Origin of the sequence: Streptomyces sp. NPDC055243 (genome assembly GCF_044544025.1) — a bacterium.
In the GTDB taxonomy this organism is placed as follows: Bacteria; Actinomycetota; Actinomycetes; order Streptomycetales; family Streptomycetaceae; genus Streptomyces.
In genome coordinates this window covers 348,620-368,823 of record NZ_JBITWR010000007.1, presented here as the reverse complement: position 1 = coordinate 368,823, position 20,204 = coordinate 348,620, and the positions used below count along the sequence as shown (strand labels likewise).

Genomic DNA, 20,204 nt, shown 5'->3' with positions numbered 1-20,204 from the left:
CCGCGTCTACCCTGCCCTCCCTGGGCGGTCCACCCCTGGCCCGTCCCCAAGCTCACAGCGAACAGCGGCCGTCCGAAGCGGGCGGCGTGGCAGCGTGACCGCCATGACCACGCTTCCGGACGGCCGCCCCGTTCCCGGGCTCACCGACGGCGAGCCGGCGATGCCGGCGGGCTGGCTCGATTTCCATCGCGGGACCCTCGCGGTGAAGTGCGAAGGGCTCGACGACGCACAGACCCGTATCGCTTCGGTCCCGTCGTCGTCGCTCACCCTGCTCGGTCTCGTGCAGCATCTGGCCGAGGTGGAGCGGAACTGGTTCCAGCGGGTACTCGCCGGGCGGGACGTGCCGCCGGTGTACGGAGACGCTGCCGGAGGCTTCGCCCTGGACCCGGAGCGGACGTGCGACCAGGCCCTGGCCGTGTGGCGGCGCGAGGTGGCGGTGAGCAGGGAACTCTGCGCGGGACGGTCGCTGGACGACGTCGGGCGGCTGAGCGAGCGGGAGGCGGCCGTGGCGGGCGGCGCCGAGGTCAGCCTGCGCTGGATCCTGGTCCACCTCGTCGAGGAGTACGCACGGCACAACGGTCACGCCGATCTCCTCAGGGAGGGAATCGACGGAGTGACGGGGCCGTAAATACGCTACGTAAATTCACGGACGCATTCTCACCGCTTCTTTATCCACTTTATCAGCACAGCTTCCCGTATTCTTCTGCCCGCTTTCCGGAGACCTAAACACTAAGGTTTCGACAGCACCAAGTCTCACAATTCGGACAGGCTTCGTGGGAGTTACGGTTCTGTGACGTACTCCACATCACGCCCGGTATATGCCGTATGACCCCATCAAATCAGGCCAAACTGCCAGGGATTCCTGCGGGCGCGCACCCCCGCGTGATAACACAAGAGCCGCTTCGACGTAACCCCTCCCGGCGATGCAATTAAAGAAATTGCTCGGTAAATTCAATCCGCATGACCGCTGCACAAGCCGATCTACCGACCGACCTGCTAGCGAATTCCCTGGAAATGCCCGAGGGGTTGCGCCTCGACACCCCCGACGTCGCCGACGGCGCCGCGATCTGGCGGATCGCCCGCGACTCGAAGGTGTTGGACCTCAACTCCTCGTACAGCTACCTGCTGTGGTGCCGCGACTTCGCGGCGACCTCCGTGGTGGCCAGGGACGCCGAGGGTGAGCCCGCGGGGTTCATCACCGGCTACATCCGGCCCGAGCGGCCGCGCACCCTGGTGGTCTGGCAGGTGGCCGTCGACCAGGCGCACCGAGGCCGCGGCCTCGCCGGTGCGCTGCTCGACGGTCTGACCGCCAAGGTCGCCGCCGACCGGGAGCTGGTCTCGGTCGAGACGACCATCACGCCGGACAACACCCCGTCCGAGCGGCTCTTCACCTCATACGCACAGCGCCACGGAGCGTCTGTCGAGCGCACGGTGCTCTTCGACGCCGGACTCTTCCCCGAGGAGGGGCACGAGCCCGAGGTCCTGTTCCTGATCGAGCCGATCGCACAGACCGGGAAAGTCGCGCAGATCGAACCGGTCGAGCCGGTCGGCTGAGTTCCGCCGTTCCCCCCACGCACCACCCGTCACCCCCCACCTCCCAAGTCTTTCCATCTCCCAGGAGATCTGCTGTGACCATCACCCAGCCCGACCTGAGCGTCTTCGAGACCCTGGAGTCGGAGGTGCGCAGCTACTGCCGCGGTTGGCCCACTGTCTTCGACCGTGCGCAGGGCAGCCGCATGTTCGACGAGGACGGCCACTCGTACCTCGACTTCTTCGCCGGGGCCGGCTCGCTCAACTACGGCCACAACAACCCGGTCCTCAAACGCGCCCTGATCGACTACCTGGAGCGCGACAGCGTCGTCCACGGTCTCGACATGTCGACGACCGCCAAGCGCGCGTTCCTGGAGTCGTTCCAGAACATCATCCTGCGCCCGCGCGACCTGCCGTACAAGGTCATGTTCCCGGGCCCGACGGGCACCAACGCCGTCGAGTCCGCGCTGAAGCTGGCCCGCAAGGTCAAGGGCCGCGAGTCGATCGTGTCGTTCACGAACGCCTTCCACGGCATGTCGCTCGGCTCGCTAGCGGTGACCGGCAACGCGTTCAAGCGCGCCGGCGCCGGCATCCCGCTGGTGCACGGCACGCCGATGCCCTTCGACCGCTACCTCGAGGGCACCACCCCCGACTTCGTCTGGTTCGAGCGTCTGCTCGAGGACCAGGGTTCCGGCCTCAACCAGCCCGCCGCCGTGATCGTCGAGACGGTCCAGGGCGAGGGCGGCATCAACGTCGCCCGTGCCGAGTGGCTGCGCAAGCTCGCCGACGTGTGCGAGCGCTGGGACATGCTCCTCATCGTCGACGACATCCAGATGGGCTGCGGCCGTACCGGCGCGTTCTTCTCCTTCGAGGAGGCGGGCATCACGCCGGACATCGTGACGGTGTCCAAGTCCATCAGCGGCTACGGCATGCCGATGGCGCTGACCCTGTTCAAGCCCGAGCTGGACATCTGGGAGCCGGGCGAGCACAACGGCACCTTCCGCGGCAACAACCCGGCGTTCGTCACGGCCGCCGCCGCCCTGGAGACCTACTGGTCCGACGGCCCGGCCATGGAGAAGCAGACCCGGGCCCGCGGCGAGCAGGTCGAGGAGGCGTTCAAGGCGATCGTCGACGAGAACCCCGGCGCCATCAAGGAGTACCGCGGCCGCGGCCTGGTCTGGGGCATGGAGTTCCTGGACAAGTCGCGCGCCGGCGCCATCGCCAAGCGGGCCTTCGAACTCGGCCTGCTCATCGAGACCTCCGGCCCCGAGAGCGAGGTCGTCAAGCTCCTTCCGGCGCTGACGATCACCGCCGACGAGCTGGACGAGGGACTGCGCACGCTCGCCCGTGCGGTGCGCGAGACCGCCTGATCGGTGCGGGTAGCTGCCCGGGCGGTGCGTGCGCGCACCGCCCGGGCGGCTCTCGGGCCGCGTCTTCACCCCCGTAAGAGAAAAGGAACCAAGTCACCGTGATCGTCCGTTCGTTCAAGGACATTGAAGGCACCGACCGGCACGTCAAGTCCGCCTCGGGCACCTGGGAGAGCAAGCGCATCGTCCTCGCCAAGGAGCGGGTGGGCTTCTCGGTCCACGAGACCATCCTGTACGCGGGTACGGAGACGTCCATGTGGTACGCCAACCACATCGAGGCCGTCGTGTGCACCAAGGGTGAGGCCGAGCTGACCGACGACACGACCGGCGAGAAGTACACGATCACTCCGGGGACCATGTACCTGCTCGACGGGCACGAGAAGCACACGATGCGGATCAAGGAGGACTTCCACTGCATCTGTGTCTTCAACCCGCCCGTCACGGGTCGTGAGGACCACGACGAGAACGGCGTGTACCCGCTGCTCACGGAGCCGGAAACGGCCTGAGTACGGAAGTCGGGCTTGAGCTCCGGCTCCGCACGCAGAGCTGAGGCACGCCCCCTGAATCTCCCCCGCCGCCCACTTCCTCTGGGCGGCGGGGGTATACATCCCGGAAAGGGCCGTACGAGAGGAGAGGCAGGCAACACCATGACCACCGCACCCGAACGCACCGCCGATCTGTACCCGACACGAGGCACCGAAGAGGTCCTCATCGAGCGCAAGGACCCCGTCGTGTGGTCCGAGCCGGGTACGCCGGGGCCGATCGAGGCCGATGAACTGGCGGGGTTCGAACGGGACGGTTTCCTGGCGATCGACCAGCTCATCACCCCGGACGAGGTGAGCGTCTACCACGCCGAGCTCGCGCGGTTGATCGATGACCCCACGATGCGGGCGGACGACCGGTCCATCGTGGAGCCGCGTTCCCAGGAAATCCGCACGATCTTTGAGGTGCACAAGATCAGCGAGCTGTTCGCCAAGCTCGCAGCCGACCCGCGGGTGGTGGGCAGGGCCCGGCAGATCCTGGGTTCCGACGTCTACATCCACCAGTCCCGGATCAACGTCAAGCCGGGCTTCGGAGCCACGGGGTTCTACTGGCACTCGGACTTCGAGACCTGGCACGCCGAGGACGGGCTCGCGAACATGCGGACCGTCTCCGTCTCCATCGCGCTCACCAAGAATCACGACACCAACGGCGGCCTCATGATCATGCCGGGGTCGCACAAGACGTTCCTCGGCTGTGAAGGCGCGACGCCGAAGGACAACTACAAGCGGTCCCTGCAGATGCAGGACGCGGGCATTCCGTCGAACGAGACGCTGACCAGCCTCGCCTCGGACCACGGCATCCGGCTCTTCACCGGTGAGGCCGGCTCCGCGACCTGGTTCGACTGCAATGCCATGCACGGTTCGGGGGACAACATCACGCCGTTCCCGCGCAGCAACGTCTTCATCGTGTTCAACAGTGTGGAGAACACCGCGGTGGAGCCGTTCTCGGCGCCGGTCCGGCGGCCGGATTACATTGGGGCTCGGGACTTCACTCCGGTGAAGTAAGCGATCTTGTAAGAGAGTTGGCCCGGCACCTGGGGGTGCCGGGCCATGCTTGGGTTCGGGCCATGCTTGAGGTCGGGCCGCGCTTGGGTTCGGGCCGGTGCCGCGTGCTCGCTGCGGGGTTACAGCGCCGGGTAGTCCGTGTAGCCCTTCTCCGTGCCGCCGTAGAACGTCGACGTGTCAGGCGTGTTGTACGGGCCTTCGGCCTTGAGGCGGGCCGGCAGGTCGGGGTTGGCCAGGAACAGCGCGCCGAACGACACGATGTCCGCGGTGCCGTCCTCGACGAGGGCGAGCGCGTCGGCGCCCGTGGGACCCTCGGTATCCGGGTTCAGGATGAAGGGCCCGTTGAAGCTCGCGCGCAGGGTGGTCACCAGGTCGCGGATCGGGCCCACCTCCATGACGTGCAGGTACGCCAGGTCCAGGGCGCTCAGCTCCTTCACCAGGGCGGTGTACGTCGCCTCCAGCTCGGCCTGCGGCTCGGAGATGTCGTTGAAGGGGTTGCCCGGGGAGAGGCGCAGGCCGGTGCGGGCGGCGCCGATCTCGGCGGCGACGGCCCGCGCGGTCTCGACCGCGAAACGGATGCGGTTCTCGGGGGTGCCGCCCCATTCGTCGGTGCGCCGGTTGGAGCCGGGGGCCAGGAACTGGTGGATCAAGTAGCCGTTGGCGCCGTGGAGTTCGACTCCGTCGAAGCCCGCGTCGATCGCGTTGCGGGCCGCGGTCACGAAGTCGCCGATGGTGGCGCGGACTTCGTCGCCGGTCAGCTCCCGGGGCGTGACGAAGTCCTTCAGGCCCTCGGCGGTGTAGACCTGCCCCTGGGCGGCGACGGCCGATGGGGCCACGTTCACCTGGCCGTCGGGGAGCAGTACGGGGTGGCCGATGCGGCCGGTGTGCATGATCTGGGCGAAGATCTTGCCGCCAGCGGCGTGGACGGCGGTCGTGACCTTGCGCCAGGACTCGACCTGCTCGGCGGAGTGCAGGCCCGGGGTGTCCGGATAGCCCTGGCCTATGGCGGAGGGCTGGATGCCCTCCGTGATGATCAGGCCGGCGGAGGCGCGCTGGGCGTAGTACTCGGTGGTGAGCTCCGTGGCGGTGGCGCCGGCGCCCGCGCGGTTGCGGGTCATGGGGGCCATGGCGATGCGGTTGCCGAGCAGGGCGCCGGAGAGGTCGAGCGAGTCGAACGCGGTGGTCATCACGTACTCCCAGAGGAACGGTGCGGCTTGCTTTATTGGTCGGCCAAGTAACCCAACCGGGCGCCACTGCAACTTATTCCTTGGCCGACCAAGCTAATTTGGAGGAGCACGCTTTCCGACGAGGACCGAGGAGTCCCGATGAAGGGTTCGGCCGACCCCGCCTGTACCGAGCCCCCCGCCGCGGCGCGGCGGGGGCCCGTCAGCCACACCGTGAGCCGGGTGGCCCGGCTGCACCGGATCGCGGCGGGCAAGGTGCTGAAGCGGCTCGGGCTCTATCCCGGCCAGGAGTTCGTGATGATGCACCTCTGGGAGGCCGGGCCCGTACGTCAGTCGGACCTGATCAAGGCGGTCGACCTCGACCCGTCGACGGTCACGAAGATGCTGCAGCGCCTGGAGCAGTCCGGCCACGTCCAGCGCCGCCCGGACCCGGCGGACCGCCGCGCGGTCCTGGTCGAGGCGACGCCTTCGAGCTGCGGGCTGCTGGCGGAGGTGGAGCTGGCGTGGGGGGAACTGGAGGAGTACACGCTGGCGGGCCTGAGCGGGGAGGACCGGGCGGAGCTGGCGCGGCTGTTGGGGCGGGTGGCGGCGAACTTGTGCACGGAGACGGCGGACTGCGAGGGGGCGTAGGCCCCGGGAGGGGCGGGGTGCGGGGTGCGGGGCCGCTCCGTGTGGGTACGGTGCCGCGCCGGTATGTCCGTCCTCGCCAGCGTCCGGTGGCCGCCTGGACGGGGTGCGGGGTGCGGGCCTCGGTCCGCCCTGGGGGCGGGGCCGCGCCGGTATGTCCGTCCTCGCCATCGTCCGGTGGCCGCCCGGCCGCTGCGGTCCCGGAGCGCCGCGAACCGTGCTCCGGGCGGACATACCGGCACGTCCCCTCCCGAGCGCTCCCGACTGCGGGTAGTCGCTGGCCGCTGCGGGGCAATCGGGTGGGTGGGCGGGAAAGGCTTGTTCGTTCAGGGACGGATGCGGGGTGATCGGGCGGGTGGGTGGGAGGGGTTTGTTCGGTTCGGGGTAGTTGGCGGGGGGAGGTTAGAGCCAGGCCAGGGAAGCCGCTCGGGTCAGGACCTGTTGCGCGGCCGGCTCGTTGCCCGAGATTCCCCTCGGGACCTCCGCGGGGTCCACCCTGCCGCCCATGAGCAGGCAGAAGTCCACCGGGTCCAGGACCAGCTCCGCGCTCACCGGCTCCGCCCCGCTGCCCAGGATCCACGACACCTCGCCGCCCTCCCCCGCGACGGTCAGCGCGACGGCCGGTGCCTTCGTGCCCAGGGCCCGGTCCAGGATGCGTACCGCCAGGCGCACCAGTTGCCAGAGGTGCGGCGTCAACGGCGGCGGGACCGGCATGTCCAGGGCCCGGCCGATGTCCTCCGTGTGCACCCACGCCTCGAAGGCCCGCACCAGGAAGTGGTCCGACAGCGGCAGCCTGGCGCCCATCAAGGTCGTTGCCCGGCCCGCCAGTTCCGCGTCGTGCGCCTCGGGGCTGGAGAGCAGGGCCGTCGCCTGGCTCCGCCAGGAGGCGATCGTCTCCACCGGGGCACGGAGCCGCTCCCGGGCCAGGGACTCCTCCGTACGCGCCGCCCACGTGACCCGCCAGGGCGTCCCGTCCACGCCGTCCCACACCGAAGGCGCCCGCAGGCCCAGGCACACGGCCAGCGGCTCGTCCGCCGCCAGCAGGTGCGCGACCGTGTCGTGGACGTCCCAGTCGTGCACGACAGGCGTCCCCCAGGGCCCGTCCTGCGCCAACTCCCCCAGCAGCGCCTGGAGTCCGGACACGGCAGCGGCGTACGGCGCCGCGTGCGCAGCCGCACGGGAAGCCGGGGGGCGGGTGCGCAGGGCCAGGGCGAGGCCCCGGTCGGCGGGGGCGGCCCCTGCAGTGAGGGGCGGGCCGTCCAGGTCCCGTACCACCGCCCGCAGCCGCGTCGCCTCCGCCGCGCACGGGTCGCAGTCGGCGATGTGCGGAGCCACCGTCCGCTCGTCGCCCGGCATGAGCGCGCCGACGGCCCAGGCCCCGAGAAGTTCACGTACGGCTTCGTGATCCGTGGTCATCACGCGCCTCTTTCGCCTGGTGCGTCGGCAAGTGCCGATGGGTCGGATGGGTCGGGTGGATCGGGTGGGTCCGCCAGGGCTTCTGCCAGTCTGCGCAGCGCCGTGCGCAGGCGCGTCTTCGCCGTGCCCTCCGGAATGCCCAGCTCCACCGCCGCCTGGCGGTACGTGCAGCCCGCGAAGTACGCCAGGTGCACCACCTGGCGCTGCGGGAGCGGCAGTCTCGCCAGTGCGGAATGCAGGAGCAGGGAGCGTTCTCGTGCCATGACCACGTCTTCCGGGGGCGGGTCCGGGGTGGGGATGGTGTGCAGGGTCGCGTCGTCGGCGTGGGCCGCCTTGCGGTGGCGCTCCTCGCCGCGTACCCAGTCCACCGCCCGCCGATGCGCGAGCATGCACAGCCAGGTGCGCAGGCTCCCCCGCCGCGCGTCGAACGCGTAGGGCCTCGACCAGAGATGGGCGAAGACCTCCTGGGCGACGTCCTCCGCCGCGGCGGGGCTGCGGGTGACGCGTCCCGCGATGCGGTGGACGAGGGTGCCGTACTCGTCGTAGGCCTCGGCGAGAGCCGTCTCGTCGCCGTACACCAGGCGCTGGTGCAGGTCGGCTTCCCGATAAGGCTGCTGAGCCACTGACACCACCGCCTCGTGAGGCCACCCCGTCATGCCTTCCTAGCGCCCCGCCGCCCGGCGCGCCAGGGTTCAGCCGGAGAGCACGTCGAGGATTCGGTCCACGTCCGCCTCTGTGTTGTACAGATGGAACGAGGCTCGCAGGTGTCCCGCCCGTGCGGACGCGATGATCCCGGCGCGGCTCAACTCCGGCTCCCTGTCGGCGAGTCCGGGGACCGAGACGATGGGGGACGCGCCGGGCACCGGCTCGTGGCCCAGCTCCGCCAGGCCCGAGCGGTAGCGGGCCGCCAATGCCGTGTCGTGGGCGTGCACCGCCTCGATGCCGGCCTCTTCCAGGTACGCCAGGCCCTGTGCCGCCCCGTGGTAGGCGAGGAAGGCGGGGGGTTCGTCGAAACGGCGGGCGCCTGGGGCCAGTTCCGAGAGCGGGCCGTACGTGGAGTTCCAGGAGTCCGCCGACGCGAGCCAGCCGCCGTGCAGCGGCACGAGGGACTCCTGCGCCTCCTCGCTCACCGTCAGGAAGGAGGTGCCGCGCGGGCAGAGCAGCCACTTGAAGGCGCCGGTGACGGTGTAGTCGTACAGACTCGCGTCGAAGGGCAGCCAGCCCGCGGCCTGCGTGGCGTCGTTGAGGGTGCGGGCGCCGTGGGCGGCGGCGGCCTCGCGCACCGCCGTGTCGTCGGCGAGACGGCCGTCGGCCGACTGCACGGCGGAGTACACGACGAGGGCCGTGGTGGGGCGGATCGCCTCGGCGAGGCCCTCCAGGGGCGCATAGCGGATCTTGAGGTCGCCGCGCACCACGAAGGGGTTGATGATCGAGCTGAAGTCGCCCTCGGGGAAGAGGACTTCGGAGCCGGGCCGCTGGGACGCGGCGATCAGCCCCGCGTGCACGGCGACCGAGCCGCCGGTGGCCACGCGCGCGTGCGGCACGCCGACGATCCGCGCGAAGGACTCGCGGGCGGCCTGCACGACCCCGAAGTCCCCCGCCCCGCCGCGTCTGCCCGCGCCGTTCTCGGCCGCGAGGCCCTGGACGGCCGCGACGGCCCGGGCGGGCAGCAGGCCGCAGCTCGCGGTGTTCAGATACGTCGACGTGGGCGCGAACTCGGCGCCGTTGATGATCCCCATGGGATCAACTCTCGCGCCCGTTCCCGCCCACGTCCATCGCCGATGTCCGGAACCGGCCGGTCAGCGGGCGCCTACGCGTCCTTGGCGCCCGGCTGCGGGACCTCGCAGCCGTCGGGACCGCACGCGTCGCCCTCCGCGAGGGTGGTGAGCGGCGAGCGGCTGCCCCACGCCTGCTCCAGGGCCTGCGCGAAGACGTCGGCGGGCTGGGCCCCGGAGACGCCGAACTTACGGTCCAGGACGAAGAACGGCACGCCGTTCGCGCCGAGCTCGGCGGCCTCGCGCTCGTCGGTGCGTACGTCGTCGGCGTACCGGGAGGGGTCCGCGAGGACCGCGCGGGCCTCGTCCGCGTCGAGACCGGCCTCGACCGCGAGCTCCACGAGGCGCTCGTCGTCGTCGAAGACGGAGCGCTCCTCGGCGAAGTTGGCCCGGTAGAGGAGTCCGATCAGCTCGTCCTGCCTGCCCTGCTCCTTGGCGAGGTGCAGGAGGCGGTGCATGTCGAAGGTGCTGCCGTGGTCGCGGCCCTCGGTGAGGTAGTCGAGGCCTTCGGACGAGGCGTTCACACCGAGGTTCCGCTCGGCCTCCTGGGCCTGCTCCTCGCTCATGCCGTACTTCTTGGCGAGCATCGGGATCACGAGCCCGCTGTCGCCCTTGGCGCGCGAGGGGTCGAGCTCGAAGGAGCGGTGCACCACCTCGACGTCGTCGCGGTGCGGGAAGGCGGCGAGTGCCTTTTCGAAGCGGGCCTTGCCGACATAACACCAGGGACAGGCGATATCGGACCAGATCTCGACGCGCATGTGACTAGCTCTCTTCAGGTCGGACGGTAGTACGGAGGGTCCCTCCGGTCAGTTGAAGAACGTACGACCTGGCCCGCTCATTCCCGTACGAACCGGCTTCCCGTACGAACCGACCCGCTCATTCCCCGGCGGTGACGGTCAGCCGCATCCGCAGGTGGGTGCCCGCGCCCTCGCCCTGCTCCGCCGGCTGCCAGCCGTGGCGTACGTAGAAGGCCTGGGCGCGCCGGTTCTCGCGGTGGACGTCCAGGGTGGCCGTCCGGACGCCGTCGGCCAGCCATTCCTCCACGCACGCGGCGTGCAGGGCCGCCCCGACCCCCGCGCGCCAGTGGTCGGGGTCGACGTGGAACTGGAAGAGCGCCACGGTGTCCGCCGCCTCGCCGTCGGGCGTACGGAAGGACGCGACGCCCACAATGCGGCCGTCGCGGACCGCGCACAGCACGTGCCCGTTCCGGCGCTCGACGGCTCCCCGCCACATCGCCGTCCCGTCGACGCCTTCGTCCGGGAGCCCCTCGGGGTAGTACGTGGCGCGGGCGCGGGCGTGCAGGGCCGCCAGGGCCGGGGCGTCGGCGGTGAGGGCGGTGCGTATGACGGTCGGCATCACGGTCCGCGTCGTCGTGGGGGGTGCTGAGTGGATCACGCTGCGATAGACGTGTTCCGGGGGTCTTGAGTTCCGAGGCGGCTGAACTGGGCGCGGTAGGCGCTCGGCGTGAGCCCGGTGCGGCGCACCAGATGGCCGCGGAGCGAGTCGGCGGTGCCGAGCCCGCAGGCCTGCGCCACCTGGTCCATGGGGAGCGAGGTCGTCTCCAGGAGCTCCTTGGCCCGCTCGATGCGCTGGTGGAGGAGCCACTGGAGCGGGCTGACCCCGCTCTCGGCGTGGAAGCGCCGGGTGAGGGTGCGCACGCTGACGCCCGCCTGCCGGGCGAGGTCGGTGAGCGTGAGCGGCTCGTCGAGGTGGCGCATGGCCCAGCCCCGGGTGTCGGCGCAGGCGTTGCCGCGCTCGGGCGGGAGCGGGGTCTGGGTGAACTGGGTCTGGCCGCCGGGCCGGACGGGGGCGACGAGGGCGGCTCTGGCCACCTGGTTGGCGACGGCCGCTCCGTAGTCGGTGCGGATGATGTGCAGGCACAGGTCGATCCCGGCGGCGTACCCGGAGGACGTCATGACCTGTCCGTCCTCCACGTAGAGGACGTCTCCCTTGAGGTCGAGCGCCGGATAGCGGCCGCGCAGCTCTTCGGCGAGCTGCCAGTACGTGGTGGCGCTGCGCCCGTCGAGGAGTCCCGCCTCGGCGAGCACGAAGGCGCCGCTGCAGATGGAGGCGATGCGGCGGCCCGCGTCGGCGGCCTCGCGGACGGCGGCGACGGTCCGCGGGTCGGGTGCGTAGCGGTGCCCGGTGCCCGCGACGAGGAGGGTGTCGGCCTCGCGCACGGCGTCGAGCCCGTGCTCCACCTGGAGGCTGAGCCCGCCGGTGGTGGCGATGGTGCCGGGCTGCGGGGTGCAGACGACCACCTCGTAGCCGGGTCCGCCCGCCACCTCGACCTTGTCGAAGAGCATCTCGGGGACCGCGAGGTTGAACATCGACACGGGTGAGGGCGCGATGACGGCGACGCGGTGGGGGCGGTGCGGCCGGCGGGCGGGCTTCGGGCGGGGCATGGCCAGAACCTCCGGAGGTATGGCATTCAGGCCACTACTGTAACCGCGCCGCCGTCAGCAGACTCATGGACATGGCAACGAACGACCTCACCGAAGGCCCGCACGCGACGCGGCATTTGACGGACGCGGCTCCCGCCGGGCCACCTGGCGGCCGGGCTCCCGCTGGGGCTCCCGGCACCCCGGCTCCCCCGCCGACGGCGCCCGGCAAGCGCGGCCGTCCCTCCTCCCCGTCCCCCGGCCTCACGCTCACCGCCGCCATGCTCGGCTTCGCCCTGATCACGCTCGACGCCTCCGTGGTGAACGTGGCACTGCCCGCGATCGGCGACTCCCTGGGCGGCGGCATGTCCGGGCTCCAGTGGGTCGTGGACGCCTACACCCTCGCCTTCGCCGCCCTGATGCTCTCCACCGGCGCGCTCTCCGACCGGATCGGCGCGACCCGGGCGTACGCGATCGGCATCACGGTGTTCACGGCCGCCTCGGTGGCGTGCGGGCTCGCGCCGTCGCTGCCCGTGCTGATCGGCGCGCGGGTGGTGCAGGGCGTGGCGGCCGCGGTGGTCCTGCCCGCCTCGCTCTCCCTCGTGCGCCAGGCCTACGCGGACCCGGCCAGGCGGGCCCGCGCGGTGGCGATGTGGGCGGCGGGCGGCTCGGTGGCGGTGGCGCTCGGCCCGGTCGCGGGCGGCGCGCTGACCACGGCGTGGAACTGGAGCGGCATCTTCTTCATCAACGTCCCGCTGGGCGCGGTGGCCTTGGTGCTCCTGCTCCGGGCACCGCGCTCGGAGCGCAGGCCCGCGCCCCTGGACGTGCCGGGTCAGCTGCTCGCGGTCCTGACCCTCACGGCCGTGACCTTCGCGGTCATCGAGGGCGGTACGACGGGTCTGATCGCCCTGGTGATCGCGGTGGCGGCGGGTGCGGCCTTCTGGCGGACGGAGGCGCGCCAGCCGCACCCGGTGGTGCCGTTGACGCTCTTCCGCGACCGGACGGTCGCGATCACGGTGGCGGCGGGTGCCGCGTGCAGCGTCGCCTTCTACGGCCTCGTCTTCGTCTTCAGCCTCTTCTTCCAGGAGGTGCAGGGGCGTTCGGCGCTGTGGGCCGGGCTGATGTTCCTGCCGATGACGGGCCTGATCGCGGTGACGAACGTCTTCGCGGGAAAACTGTCGGCGAGGGTGGGCCCACGGACCCCGATGCTGGCGGGCCAGTCACTGGCGGTGCTCGGCCTGCTCGCCCTCCTCTTCGCCGACGCGGAGACGCCCGCGCTCGGCCTGGCGTTCCTCATGGTCCCGCTGGCTCTGGGCTGCGCCCTGACCATTCCGCCGCTGACCGCGGCCATGATGGAGGCGGTGCCTGCTGACCGGGCCGGTCTTGCCGCGGGAGTGCTCAACTCGGCCCGGCAGGTGGCCGGGGGCCTGGGGATCGCGGCCTTCGGGGGGCTGGTGGCGGGTGACTTCATACCCGGGATGCGGGTGAGCCTGCTGATCGCTGCGGCGCTGCTGACGGCTTCTGGGGTGGCGACGCTGGGGCTGCGGCGCGGGCGCTGAATTTCTCCCCAACCCCGCCCCTTCCCGACGCCGGACGGGCTGAAAATTCCAGCCCGTCCGGCGTTCGAGGACATCTTGTCCGGGGTCCGGGGCGGAGCCCCGAGAACGGCGCCCACCCCGCGGGGTACTAGGACCCGTCCCTGAGGCCCTGGGGCCAGTTCGGGCGGAACTCGAGTCCGTCGTACGTCACCACGCACCCCTCCCCCACCGGCGACTGCGCCATGAAGCCCACCAGGGCCGCGCCCGCCGTCTTCTCCTCGCCCAGGGAGAAGATCCGGACGAACGTCCAGTGCTTGCCGTCCTGGGAGGCGTGGAAGGCGAACGCGTTGCCCGTGCGGCTGATGCGGAGCCAGACGCTGCTGCCGTCCACCACGAACGCGTTCGCGTCGTCGGAGCGGCCCCGGGTGACGACCGTGCAGACCGTCGCCTCGTCCGGCGACCGCTCCAGGCAGAGCTTGGCCCACTCCCGGTCGCCCACGTGCAGGTACAGCACCCCCGCGTCGAACGCCGCCGCGAAACCGACCGTCACCCGGGCGATCAGCTGGAAATCCCCCTCGGGGGCGCCCAAGAGGCGGGGTGCGTCCGCTGCCGGGTCCAGGGCCTCGCCCGTCGGGGGGACGAAGCGGTCCTGCCGGGCGCCCGCCCAGCCGGTGAGCACCCCCTCGTCGTACGACCAGTTCCCGTCGGGGCCGTACGTGCGCAGGGAGAAGGGCAGTTCGGGGATATTGACGTCCATGGGCGTCAGTGTTCCAGGCGCCCGTCGTAGCGACGCGGCAGCCCCAGCGGGTTCTCGTCACGCAGCTCCGGCGGGAGCAGCGCGGCGGGCGTGTTCTGGTACGCCACAGGACGCAGCCAGCGCTCGATCGCCGTACCGCCCACGGAGGTCGAGGTGGACGTCGTCGCCGGGTACGGACCGCCGTGGTGCTGCGCGGGCGCCACCGCGACCCCGGTCGGCCATCCGTTGACCAGCACGCGCCCGGCCAGCGGCGTCAGTTCGGCGATCAGCGCGGCGCCGCCGCCCTCGCCCGCGGCCTCCTCGGCGGACAGCTGCACCGTGGCCGTGAGGTTGCCGGGGAGGCGGGTGAGCACGTCGGTGATCTCCGCCTCGCTCTCGTAGCGCGCGACGACCGTCACCGGGCCGAAGCACTCTTCCAGGAGCAGGTCGTGCTCGCCCTCGGTGGCGAGCTTCGCCGCGGGAACCGTCAGGAAGCCCGCGCTCACCGTGTGCTCGCCGCCCGCGCCCGGCGTCACCGGCGCGTCCACGTCCGGCAGTTCGCCGCGCTCGCGCACGCCCGCCACGAAGTTGTCCCGCATCCGGTGGTCCAGGAGCACCCCGGCCTCGGTGTCGCTGACCGCCTCCGTCAGGGACTTGACGAAACGGTCGCCGCCCGCGCCCGCCGGCGCGAAGACCAGGCCCGGCTTGACGCAGAACTGGCCGACGCCGAGCGTCATCGAGCCCGCGAGGCCCGCTCCGATCTCCTCCGCGCGCTCGGCCGCCGCCGCCTCGGTCACGACGACCGGGTTGAGGGAGCCGAGCTCGCCGTGGAAGGGGATCGGCACGGGACGGGCCGCCGCCGCGTCGAAGAGGGCGCGGCCGCCACGGATCGAGCCCGTGAACCCGGCGCCGGAGACGAGCGGGTGCTTGACCAGCTCGACGCCCGCCTCGAAGCCGTGCACGAGGCCGACGACGCCCTCCGGGATGCCGTGCAGGGCCGCGGCCCGCCGCAGCGTCGCCGCCACCAGCTCGGAGGTCGCCGGGTGGTCCGGGTGCGCCTTGACGACCACCGGGCAGCCCGCGGCGAGCGCGCTCGCGGTGTCGCCGCCGGGGACGGAGAAGGCGAAGGGGAAGTTGGACGCGGAGTAGACGGCCACGACGCCCAGCGGGATCTTGTAGCGCCGCAGGTCCGGGATGGGCGGGGTCGCGCTGCTGTCGGGGTGGTCGATGACGACGCCGAGGAAGCCGCCCTCGTCCACCACGTCCGCGAAGGCCCGCAGCTGGAAGCAGGTGCGGGCGAGTTCACCGGTGAGCCGGACGGGACCGAGCGCGGTCTCCGCGTCCGCGGCCTCCACCAGGTGGTCCTTCGCTCCGTCGAGCAGTTCGGCCGCGGAGCGCAGGAACGCCGCGCGTACGGTGCGGTCGGCGAGGGCGTCCTGGGCGGCCAGCGCGGCGCGTACCGCCTGGTCCACCTCTTGGGCCGTGGCTTCGACCGCAACCTGCTCGCGCTGCTTCCCGGTTCGGGGGTCGACACTCCAGACTGGTGCTGCTGCCACCGCGGGCTCCTCCAGAGGTGATGCCACAGATGTGCTGCCACCCACCTGGGCTGTTCGATATGCTGAACGCTGTCTCCGATGATGAATAGCGGAGACTTCGGAGACTATTTCTCGTCGAACTAAGGGGTCAAGGGCGATGTCGGCTGGCGAGACTGGCGGGGCACAGGTCAAGTCCGCGGTGCGGACGGTGGAGTTGCTCGAATACTTCGCGGGACGCCCCGGAATGCACTCTTTGGCCGCCGTCCAGGAAGCCGTCGGATACCCCAAGTCCAGCCTCTACATGCTCCTTCGTACGCTGGTGGAGCTGGGCTGGGTGGAGACGGACGCGACGGGCACGCGGTACGGCATCGGGGTGCGGGCCCTGCTGGTCGGCACCTCGTACATCGACGGCGACGAAGTGGTGGCGGCGGCCCGGCCGACGCTCGACCGCCTCTCGGACGACACCACGGAGACGATCCACCTGGCGCGCCTGGACGGCACGAACGTCGTCTACCTCGCCACGCGCCAGTCGCAGCACTACCTGCGCCCCTTCACCCGGGTGGGCCGCCGCCTCCCCGCGCACTCGACGTCCCTGGGCAAGGCCCTGCTCGCCACCCACACCGACGAGCAGGTGCGCAAGATGCTCCCGGAGACGCTGCCCGCCCTGACCGAGCACACGATCACCGACCGCGAGAAGCTGATCGAGGAGCTGCGCACGGTCCGTGAGCAGGGCTTCGCGGTGGACCGCGAGGAGAACACGCTGGGCCTGCGCTGCTTCGGCGTCGCGATCCCCTACCGCACGCCCGCGCGGGACGCGATCAGCTGCTCCGTGCCGGTGGCGCGGCTGACGCCCGCGCACGAACAGATGGTGAAGGACGCGTTGTTCGACGCGCGGGACAGGCTGACACTGGCGACTCGTAGGCTCTGAGCATGACGAGCATGGATGTCGGTCTGCGGCCGGTGCACGACAGTGATCTCCCGGTCTTCTACCGGCAGATGAACGATCCCGAGGCGACCCGCGTCGCCGCCTTCACCTCGCCGAAGACTTCCGACTGGACGCTGTTCGAGGCCCACTGGAAGAGGCTGAGGGAGTCGCCCGACGTCGACGCACGCACGGTCCTCGCGGACGGCGACGTGGTGGGCAGCGTGGCGGTGTACGGGGAGCCGGGCGAGCGGGAGGTCACGTACTGGATCGACCGCTACTACTGGGGCCGGGGCCTGGCCACGGCCGCGTTGCGGGCGCTCCTCGCGGAGGTGCCGGAGCGTCCGCTCCACGCACGGGCGGCGGCGGACAACGCGGGGTCGCTGCGGGTCCTCGAGAAGTGCGGGTTCCGGGTCACCGCCGCCGAGCGGGGCTTCGCGCATGCGCGGGGCGAGGAGATCGACGAGGCGGTGCTGGTGCTGGAGTAGGGCCCGCCCGGCGGCGGAGCCCCAGGGTTCCGGGAAGGCGCGGGATCAGGGAGAGCCCCGCAGGGCCCCCACCCCCGGCACCCGTCCCCCGCGCCCCTCCCCCGCACGGCGGACCCGGATCATCGTCGCGCAGGACGTGCGCCGCACCCGGCGACGGGAGCGTAGAGGGCATGAAAGCCCTCCGCGCCGTCGCGATCCTCGCCGCCCTCCCCTACCTCGCCCTCAAGATCGCCTGGATCGCCGGCAGCCACATCGGCATTCCCGAGGGCAGCAGCCTCCTCCAGCACCGCACCACCATGATCTTCGCCAACGGCCTCACCCTGCTGATGGACGCGAGCGTCATCGTCCTCGCGCTGCTCCTGACCCGCCCCTGGGGCCTGCGGACCCCCGCCTGGCTGCTCGCGTTCCCCATGTGGGCCGCCACCGGGCTGCTCACGCCGATCATGGCCGGGTTCCCGCTCCAGCTCCTGGTCAAGGCGCTGGGCGGCAGCGTCGACCAGCCTTCGTCAAAGGGCAGCGACGGCGCCTTCCTCGACGCGTCGTCTACGGCGGGTTCATCCTCCAGGGCCTGGCCCTCGGCGCCCTGTTCGTCCGCTACGCACGGGCCCGCTGGGGTCACGTCTGGCGGGGCCGGGTCCTCACCCCGGCGGACCGCGGCCACTTCCAGCGGGGCACCGCCGTCACCGCCGCCCTCCTGGCCGTCGTCCCCGCCGCCCTGCACATCCTCTGGGCCACCGGCTCCACCCTCGGCCTCAACGAGGCGCGGACCGAGGAGCGTACGACCGACTTCTACGTCCTCGAAGCCCTGGACCTGGTCTACCTCGGCTCCGCCGTGGCCGGCGGGCTGCTCATCGCGTTCCGGTGGGCTCCCGCCCTGCCCGTCAAGGTGCCGCTCGCCCTCGCCTGGATCGGCTCGGGCGCGATCGCCTGCTGGGGCGGCTGGCTGCTGTTCGCCACGGTCGTCGGCGTGGACGACATCGCCAGGCGGCCCACGGCGGGAATGCTCCTGACCTACTCTGTGCAGATGATCGTCGGGACGCTCGTGGCCGCCGTCGGAGCACGCTTCCTCAGGGAGCGGTCGGGCGCGGTCACCACGGCGGCGGGGCGCCCCGCGTGAAAGCTTTCGCGGCGACCCTGACCACGCTCTTCGGACGGCGGGCCCGGCGCCGGTGGATCCACCTCATCCTCGGTGGCGCGCTCGCCATGCCGTACGTCTTCGTCGGCTCCGTCGTCGTCGGGCCGCTGCTCGGCGAGGACAACGTCCTAGGCTCGCTCACCGCCCAACTCAGCGCGTTCGCCGTGGGGTTGCCGCTCGCCGCGATCACCGCGCTCTTCCCGCTCACACGGCCCATGTCGGTGGCCGCCGTGCGCGCGCTGTGCGACGTGCCGGGCGAGGCGCTCGCCGAGGGGCCCGCGCGGTCCCGGCAGGCGCGCGGGCGCACGGCCGCGTGGTTCACGCTGCACCTCGGGTTCGGCGGGGTCATCAGCGGAATGTCCCTCGCGCTGCCGCCGTTCGCGGCGGTGCTCATCGCGCTGCCGGTGGTCTCCGCCCTGCGGGACAGCCGCATCGGGATGCCCGAAGTCTTCGACGAGAACTGGATGCTGGCGCTCTCCCCGGTCATCGGCGTCCTCTCGCTGGTCGCGCTCGCGGGGTGCGCCGCGGCGGCCGGGAGCCTGCTCGCGCGCTGGGCGCCCGATCTCCTGGGGCCGTCGCCCGCCGACCGGCTCGCGGCGGCCGAGCAGCGCGCCGCGGACCTCGCCGTGCGCAACCGGCTCGCGCGGGAGCTGCACGACTCGGTGGGCCACGCCTTGAGCGCGGTCACGCTCCAGGCGAGCGCCGCCCGCAGGGTCCTCGACCGCGACCCGGAGTTCGTCCGCGAGGCGCTTGCCGCCATCGAGGAGACGACCCGGCGCACGGTGGGCGAACTCGACGCGGTCCTTGGGGTGTTGCGGGAGGGCGGCGACGACCGGGCGAGTCCGGCCGCGCCCGCCCCCACCCTCTCCGCCGATCTCGACGGGCTCCTCAAGCACACCCGCGCGGGCGGCCTGCGGGTGAGAGCCGCGGTGGAGCTCGGCCCCGACGGCCCGGACGCGCTGCCCCCGATGGTGTCCCGCGAGGCCTACCGCATCGTCCAGGAGAGCCTGAGCAACGCCCTGCGGCACGCGGGCCCCGACGCCCCGGTGACCCTGCGGATCGCCCTGGACGGCGCCGACCTGGAGATCCTCGCGGAGAACCCGCTGCCCCACGCCACCCCCGCACCCCGCCCCGGCGGCGGCCACGGCCTGCGCGGCATCACCGACCGGGCCAGGCTCCTCGGCGGCACGGTCCGCACGGGCCCCGCCGACGGGGTGTGGCGCGTGGACGTACGACTCCCCCTGAAGGGTCCCGTCGAAGGGGCCCGCAGGACGACCGACCCGAAGGGCCCCGCACACCCATGACCGAACCCACCGGCACAGCCGCCCCCATCCGCATCGTGCTCGCCGACGACGAGCGCATGGTGCGCACCGCCCTGCGCGTGATCCTCTCCGCCGAACCCGACCTGGAGGTCGTCGGCGAGGCGGCGAGCGGCGCGGAGGCGGTGTCCGTCGTGCGCGAGCTGACGCCCGACGTGGTGCTCATGGACGTACGCATGCCGGAGGTCGACGGCATCCGGGCCACCGAGCAGATCCTGCGGACGCATCCCGACCCGCCGCGCATCGTGGTCGTGACGACCTTCGAGAACGACTCCTACGTGTACGAGGCGCTGCGCGCCGGTGCCTCCGGGTTCCTGCTCAAGCGGGCCGACGCGGACTCGCTCGTCCAGGCGGTGCGGCTCGTCGCGCGCAGCGACTCACTGCTCTTCCCGGCGGCGGTGCGCGCCCTGGCCGCCGAGCACGGGCGCGCGAAGCCCGCGGCCCCGGCCTGGGTGGCCCGTCTGACGGGGCGCGAGAGCGAGGTGCTGCGGCTGATGGCGGCGGGCCTGACCAACGCGGAGATCGCGGGCCGGATGGGCGTGGGTCCGGCGACGGTGAAGACGCACGTGGCCGCCGTGCTTGCCAAGACGGGGGCGCGGGACCGTACGCAGGCGGTGATCGCGGCGTACGAGGCGGGCTTCATGAACGCCGACTGAGCCGGAAGCCGCAGTATGAGGAATCTCTAAGAAACCCGGCAGAACGGA

General features: G+C 71.9%; 21 protein-coding genes. 12 read left to right on the top strand and 9 right to left on the bottom strand.

Annotated features, from left to right (window positions below):
- Positions 1-103: 103 nt before the first annotated feature.
- The 5 genes from ACIGXX_RS22645 (at position 104) to thpD (ending at position 4,444) form a co-directional block, all read left to right on the top strand.
- Positions 104-628, top strand: coding sequence for a DinB family protein (locus ACIGXX_RS22645; RefSeq protein WP_399978093.1), 525 nt, complete (start codon positions 104-106; stop codon positions 626-628).
- A 332-nt stretch (positions 629-960) separates the two neighbouring features.
- A complete protein-coding gene (ectA, locus tag ACIGXX_RS22640; protein WP_383819835.1) occupies positions 961-1,554 on the top strand; it encodes a diaminobutyrate acetyltransferase in 594 nt (197 codons plus the stop codon).
- A 74-nt stretch (positions 1,555-1,628) separates the two neighbouring features.
- Positions 1,629-2,900: a diaminobutyrate--2-oxoglutarate transaminase gene (gene ectB / locus ACIGXX_RS22635; protein ID WP_351161892.1), complete on the top strand. Its 1,272-nt coding sequence runs from the start codon at positions 1,629-1,631 to the stop codon at positions 2,898-2,900.
- A 98-nt stretch (positions 2,901-2,998) separates the two neighbouring features.
- A complete protein-coding gene (locus ACIGXX_RS22630) occupies positions 2,999-3,403 on the top strand; it encodes an ectoine synthase (protein ID WP_351161894.1) in 405 nt (134 codons plus the stop codon).
- 141 nt (positions 3,404-3,544) lie between these two features.
- The gene (thpD, locus tag ACIGXX_RS22625) at positions 3,545-4,444 is read left to right on the top strand and encodes an ectoine hydroxylase (RefSeq protein ID WP_351161896.1); all 900 of its coding nucleotides are present in this window, start codon (positions 3,545-3,547) and stop codon (positions 4,442-4,444) included.
- Between the two features lie 119 nt (positions 4,445-4,563).
- Here thpD and ACIGXX_RS22620 read toward each other — a convergent pair whose 3' ends face one another.
- The gene (locus ACIGXX_RS22620; protein ID WP_399978088.1) at positions 4,564-5,631 is read right to left on the bottom strand and encodes an alkene reductase; all 1,068 of its coding nucleotides are present in this window, start codon (positions 5,629-5,631) and stop codon (positions 4,564-4,566) included.
- A gap of 138 nt (positions 5,632-5,769) precedes the next feature.
- Between ACIGXX_RS22620 and ACIGXX_RS22615 the strand changes: the two genes are divergently transcribed.
- On the top strand, positions 5,770-6,258 hold the full coding sequence (locus ACIGXX_RS22615) for a MarR family winged helix-turn-helix transcriptional regulator (protein ID WP_361463489.1): 489 nt from the start codon (positions 5,770-5,772) through the stop codon (positions 6,256-6,258).
- Between the two features lie 399 nt (positions 6,259-6,657).
- Here ACIGXX_RS22615 and ACIGXX_RS22610 read toward each other — a convergent pair whose 3' ends face one another.
- From ACIGXX_RS22610 to ACIGXX_RS22585, 6 genes are all read right to left on the bottom strand, one after another.
- Entirely contained in the window at positions 6,658-7,671 is a 1,014-nt protein-coding gene (locus ACIGXX_RS22610; protein ID WP_399978084.1) for a maleylpyruvate isomerase family mycothiol-dependent enzyme, read from the bottom strand.
- On the bottom strand, positions 7,671-8,294 hold the full coding sequence (locus tag ACIGXX_RS22605; RefSeq protein ID WP_399978081.1) for a sigma-70 family RNA polymerase sigma factor: 624 nt from the start codon (positions 8,292-8,294) through the stop codon (positions 7,671-7,673). The genes ACIGXX_RS22610 and ACIGXX_RS22605 overlap by 1 nt, the downstream gene beginning before the upstream one ends.
- A gap of 69 nt (positions 8,295-8,363) precedes the next feature.
- Positions 8,364-9,410, bottom strand: a complete 1,047-nt coding sequence (locus ACIGXX_RS22600) for an aminotransferase class V-fold PLP-dependent enzyme (protein ID WP_383819824.1) — start codon at positions 9,408-9,410, stop codon at positions 8,364-8,366.
- Positions 9,411-9,481: 71 nt separating this feature from the next.
- Complete coding sequence (locus ACIGXX_RS22595; protein ID WP_361463496.1) at positions 9,482-10,204, bottom strand: DsbA family oxidoreductase; 723 nt, start codon at positions 10,202-10,204, stop codon at positions 9,482-9,484.
- Positions 10,205-10,322: 118 nt separating this feature from the next.
- Entirely contained in the window at positions 10,323-10,802 is a 480-nt protein-coding gene (locus tag ACIGXX_RS22590) for a GNAT family N-acetyltransferase (protein ID WP_351161909.1), read from the bottom strand.
- A 35-nt stretch (positions 10,803-10,837) separates the two neighbouring features.
- Entirely contained in the window at positions 10,838-11,851 is a 1,014-nt protein-coding gene (locus tag ACIGXX_RS22585; RefSeq protein WP_351161911.1) for a DJ-1/PfpI family protein, read from the bottom strand.
- Between the two features lie 257 nt (positions 11,852-12,108).
- Here ACIGXX_RS22585 and ACIGXX_RS22580 point away from each other — a divergent pair, with 257 nt between their 5' ends.
- On the top strand, positions 12,109-13,386 hold the full coding sequence (locus ACIGXX_RS22580) for an MFS transporter (protein ID WP_399978215.1): 1,278 nt from the start codon (positions 12,109-12,111) through the stop codon (positions 13,384-13,386).
- A gap of 127 nt (positions 13,387-13,513) precedes the next feature.
- Here the strand turns inward: ACIGXX_RS22580 and ACIGXX_RS22575 are convergent, their stop codons facing one another.
- Entirely contained in the window at positions 13,514-14,122 is a 609-nt protein-coding gene (locus ACIGXX_RS22575; RefSeq protein ID WP_399978075.1) for a DUF1349 domain-containing protein, read from the bottom strand.
- Between the two features lie 5 nt (positions 14,123-14,127).
- Positions 14,128-15,657: an aldehyde dehydrogenase (NADP(+)) gene (locus ACIGXX_RS22570; RefSeq protein ID WP_351161917.1), complete on the bottom strand. Its 1,530-nt coding sequence runs from the start codon at positions 15,655-15,657 to the stop codon at positions 14,128-14,130.
- 136 nt (positions 15,658-15,793) lie between these two features.
- Here ACIGXX_RS22570 and ACIGXX_RS22565 point away from each other — a divergent pair, with 136 nt between their 5' ends.
- From ACIGXX_RS22565 to ACIGXX_RS22545, 5 genes are all read left to right on the top strand, one after another.
- Positions 15,794-16,564: an IclR family transcriptional regulator gene (locus ACIGXX_RS22565; protein ID WP_160504308.1), complete on the top strand. Its 771-nt coding sequence runs from the start codon at positions 15,794-15,796 to the stop codon at positions 16,562-16,564.
- Positions 16,565-16,575: 11 nt separating this feature from the next.
- Complete coding sequence (locus ACIGXX_RS22560; protein WP_399978212.1) at positions 16,576-17,046, top strand: GNAT family N-acetyltransferase; 471 nt, start codon at positions 16,576-16,578, stop codon at positions 17,044-17,046.
- Between the two features lie 412 nt (positions 17,047-17,458).
- The gene (locus ACIGXX_RS22555; RefSeq protein ID WP_399978071.1) at positions 17,459-18,163 is read left to right on the top strand and encodes a hypothetical protein; all 705 of its coding nucleotides are present in this window, start codon (positions 17,459-17,461) and stop codon (positions 18,161-18,163) included.
- Positions 18,160-19,485, top strand: coding sequence for a sensor histidine kinase (locus ACIGXX_RS22550; RefSeq protein ID WP_399978068.1), 1,326 nt, complete (start codon positions 18,160-18,162; stop codon positions 19,483-19,485). Before ACIGXX_RS22555 ends, ACIGXX_RS22550 begins: the two co-directional genes overlap by 4 nt.
- Positions 19,482-20,156, top strand: a complete 675-nt coding sequence (locus ACIGXX_RS22545) for a response regulator (RefSeq protein WP_399978065.1) — start codon at positions 19,482-19,484, stop codon at positions 20,154-20,156. Before ACIGXX_RS22550 ends, ACIGXX_RS22545 begins: the two co-directional genes overlap by 4 nt.
- Positions 20,157-20,204 lie beyond the last annotated feature (48 nt).

Bases quoted from the DNA above. Each gene is read 5' to 3' on its own strand.
- ACIGXX_RS22575 (WP_399978075.1), bottom strand. From the start codon at position 14,122: ATGGACGTCAATATCCCCGAACTGCCCTTCTCCCTGCGCACGTACGGC.
- ACIGXX_RS22580 (WP_399978215.1), top strand. From the start codon at position 12,109: ATGCTCGGCTTCGCCCTGATCACGCTCGACGCCTCCGTGGTGAACGTG.
- ACIGXX_RS22590 (WP_351161909.1), bottom strand. From the start codon at position 10,802: ATGCCGACCGTCATACGCACCGCCCTCACCGCCGACGCCCCGGCCCTG.
- ACIGXX_RS22560 (WP_399978212.1), top strand. From the start codon at position 16,576: ATGGATGTCGGTCTGCGGCCGGTGCACGACAGTGATCTCCCGGTCTTC.
- ACIGXX_RS22620 (WP_399978088.1), bottom strand. From the start codon at position 5,631: ATGACCACCGCGTTCGACTCGCTCGACCTCTCCGGCGCCCTGCTCGGC.
- ACIGXX_RS22615 (WP_361463489.1), top strand. From the start codon at position 5,770: ATGAAGGGTTCGGCCGACCCCGCCTGTACCGAGCCCCCCGCCGCGGCG.
- ACIGXX_RS22610 (WP_399978084.1), bottom strand. From the start codon at position 7,671: ATGACCACGGATCACGAAGCCGTACGTGAACTTCTCGGGGCCTGGGCC.
- ACIGXX_RS22645 (WP_399978093.1), top strand. From the start codon at position 104: ATGACCACGCTTCCGGACGGCCGCCCCGTTCCCGGGCTCACCGACGGC.
- ACIGXX_RS22565 (WP_160504308.1), top strand. From the start codon at position 15,794: ATGTCGGCTGGCGAGACTGGCGGGGCACAGGTCAAGTCCGCGGTGCGG.
- ACIGXX_RS22600 (WP_383819824.1), bottom strand. From the start codon at position 9,410: ATGGGGATCATCAACGGCGCCGAGTTCGCGCCCACGTCGACGTATCTG.
- ACIGXX_RS22595 (WP_361463496.1), bottom strand. From the start codon at position 10,204: ATGCGCGTCGAGATCTGGTCCGATATCGCCTGTCCCTGGTGTTATGTC.
- ACIGXX_RS22585 (WP_351161911.1), bottom strand. From the start codon at position 11,851: ATGCCCCGCCCGAAGCCCGCCCGCCGGCCGCACCGCCCCCACCGCGTC.
- ACIGXX_RS22545 (WP_399978065.1), top strand. From the start codon at position 19,482: ATGACCGAACCCACCGGCACAGCCGCCCCCATCCGCATCGTGCTCGCC.
- ectA (WP_383819835.1), top strand. From the start codon at position 961: ATGACCGCTGCACAAGCCGATCTACCGACCGACCTGCTAGCGAATTCC.
- thpD (WP_351161896.1), top strand. From the start codon at position 3,545: ATGACCACCGCACCCGAACGCACCGCCGATCTGTACCCGACACGAGGC.